Annotated in this window: 2 protein-coding genes; both read left to right on the top strand. The window is 66.7% G+C overall.

The features are described 5' to 3' along the window. A partial coding sequence (gcvP, locus tag AC1DYI_RS32820; RefSeq protein WP_477208298.1) for an aminomethyl-transferring glycine dehydrogenase occupies positions 1–2,116 on the top strand: 2,116 nt, incomplete at its 5' end. Positions 2,117–2,244: 128 nt separating this feature from the next. Further along, the coding region (locus AC1DYI_RS32815; protein ID WP_477208299.1) for a serine dehydratase beta chain at positions 2,245–2,423 on the top strand (179 nt) is incomplete at its 3' end.

Below are 2,423 nucleotides of genomic sequence, written 5' to 3'. Positions count from 1 at the left end.
GGGCGCCGACATCGTGATCGGCAACACCCAGCGCTTCGGCGTGCCGATGGGCGGTGGCGGACCGCACGCCGCCTTCATGGCCTGCCGCGACGAATTCAAGCGCTCGCTGCCCGGCCGCCTGGTCGGGGTGAGCGTCGACTCGCACGGCAACCCCGCCTACCGCCTGGCACTGCAGACGCGCGAACAGCACATCCGCCGCGAGAAGGCCACCTCGAACATCTGTACCGCCCAGGTGCTGCTGGCCGTCATCGCCAGCATGTACGCGGTCTACCACGGCCCCGAAGGCCTGAAGCGCATCGCCACCCGTGTGGCCAGCTTGACCGCCATCCTGGCCGACGGCCTGGGCAAGCTGGGCCTGAAGGTCACGAACCCCTACGCCTTCGACACGCTGACTGTCGAGACCGGTGACCATACCGAAGAGGTCATCGGCCGCGCCCTGGCTGGTGGCGCGAACTTGCGCCGCCTGTCGCCCAAGCACATCGGCGTGACGCTGGACGAAACGACGACGCGTGAAGACGTGAYGGCGCTGTGGAGCTGGTTCGCCACTGGTGGCCAGGCCCTGCCGAAGGTCGAGGACTACGCCAACGGCATCGCGCTGCGCCTGCCCGAAGCCCTGCGCCGCACCAGCGCCTTCCTGACGCACCCGGTCTTCAACACCCACCACAGCGAAACCGAGATGCTGCGCTACCTGCGCCGCCTGTCGGACAAGGACCTGGCGCTGGACCGCAGCATGATCCCGCTGGGTTCGTGCACGATGAAGCTGAACGCGACCAGCGAGATGATCCCCATCACCTGGCCCGAGTTCGCGCAGATCCACCCGTTCGCACCGGCCGAGCAGCTGAAGGGCTACGCGCTGCTGAACGAGCAGCTGACGGGCTGGCTGTGCCAAGCCACTGGCTACGCCGGCATCAGCCTGCAGCCCAACGCCGGCTCGCAGGGCGAGTACGCCGGCCTGCTGGCGATCCGCGGCTGGCACAAGTCGCGCGGTGAAGGCCACCGCAAGGTCTGCCTGATCCCCGAGTCGGCGCACGGCACCAACCCGGCTTCGGCCCAGATGGTCGGCATGCAGGTGCTGGTCGTGAAGTGCGACGCCAACGGCAGCGTCGACCTCGACGACCTGAAGGCCAAGTGCGAGCAGCACAAGGACGACCTGGCCTGCATCATGATCACCTACCCCTCCACCTACGGCGTGTTCGAGCCGCGGGTGAAGGAGCTGTGCGCGATGGTCCACCAGTACGGTGGCCGCGTGTACGTGGACGGCGCCAACATGAACGCGCTGGTCGGCATTGCCGCGCCGGGCCAGTTCGGCGGCGACGTCAGCCACCTGAACCTTCACAAGACCTTCTGCATCCCGCACGGCGGCGGCGGCCCGGGCGTCGGCCCGGTCTGCGTGGTCGAAGACTTGGTGCCTTTCCTGCCGGGCCACGCCACGGCAGGTCAAGTTCGTGAAGGCGGCGTTGGTGCCGTCTCAGCCGCTCCGCTGGGCAACGCAGCCGTGCTGCCGATCAGCTGGATGTACGTCCGCATGATGGGCGCCGATGGCCTGAAGCAAGCCACCGAAGTCGCGATCCTGAGCGCGAACTATGTGGCCGCGAAGCTGTCTGACCACTATGACATCCACTACAGCGGCGGCATCGACGGCGTGAAGGGTGGCGGCGTGGCACATGAATGCATCCTCGACCTGCGGCCCTTGAAGGAAACGTCCGGCATCAGCGCCGAAGACGTCGCCAAACGCCTGATCGACTATGGCTTCCACGCGCCGACGCTGAGCTTCCCGGTCGCCGGCACGCTGATGGTCGAGCCGACCGAGAGCGAGCCGCTGGTCGAGCTGGAGCGTTTCTGCCACGCGATGATTTCGATCCGCGAAGAGATCCGCAAGGTCGAGACCGGCGCCTGGCCGAAGGAAGACAACCCGCTGAAGAACGCGCCGCACACCTCGCACAGCCTGCTGAAGACCGAGTGGCCGCACGCCTACAGCCGCGAGGAAGCCGCCTACCCGGTGKCCGAGTTGCGCCAGCAGAAGTACTGGTCGCCGGTCGGCCGTGTGGACAACGTCTACGGCGACCGCAACCTGTTCTGCTCGTGCGTACCAATGAGCGAGTTTGCGGAAGAGTAAGTTCCAGTCCGAGGGCTGAGCGTGCTCAGGCCCTTCGACAGGCTCAGGGCGAACGGCTTGTTGAGCGACGTCCTTCCCCGTTCGGGCTGAGCTTGTCGAAGCCCCGTGTTGATTGACTGGAGAGATCCATGGCAGTTTCTGTATTCGAYCTCTTCAAGATCGGCATCGGGCCGAGCAGCTCSCACACGGTCGGGCCGATGCGGGCGGCACGGCTGTTCGTCGCGCGGTTGCAGCACGAAGACAAGCTCGGCTCGACACAGCGTGTCTGCACGCAGCTGTACGGGTCGCTCGGCGCCACCGGCAAGGG

The sequence above is a fragment of the Ideonella sp. P3_A4 genome, from assembly GCF_056403075.1.
This window is presented reverse-complemented; position numbering and strand designations above follow the sequence as displayed.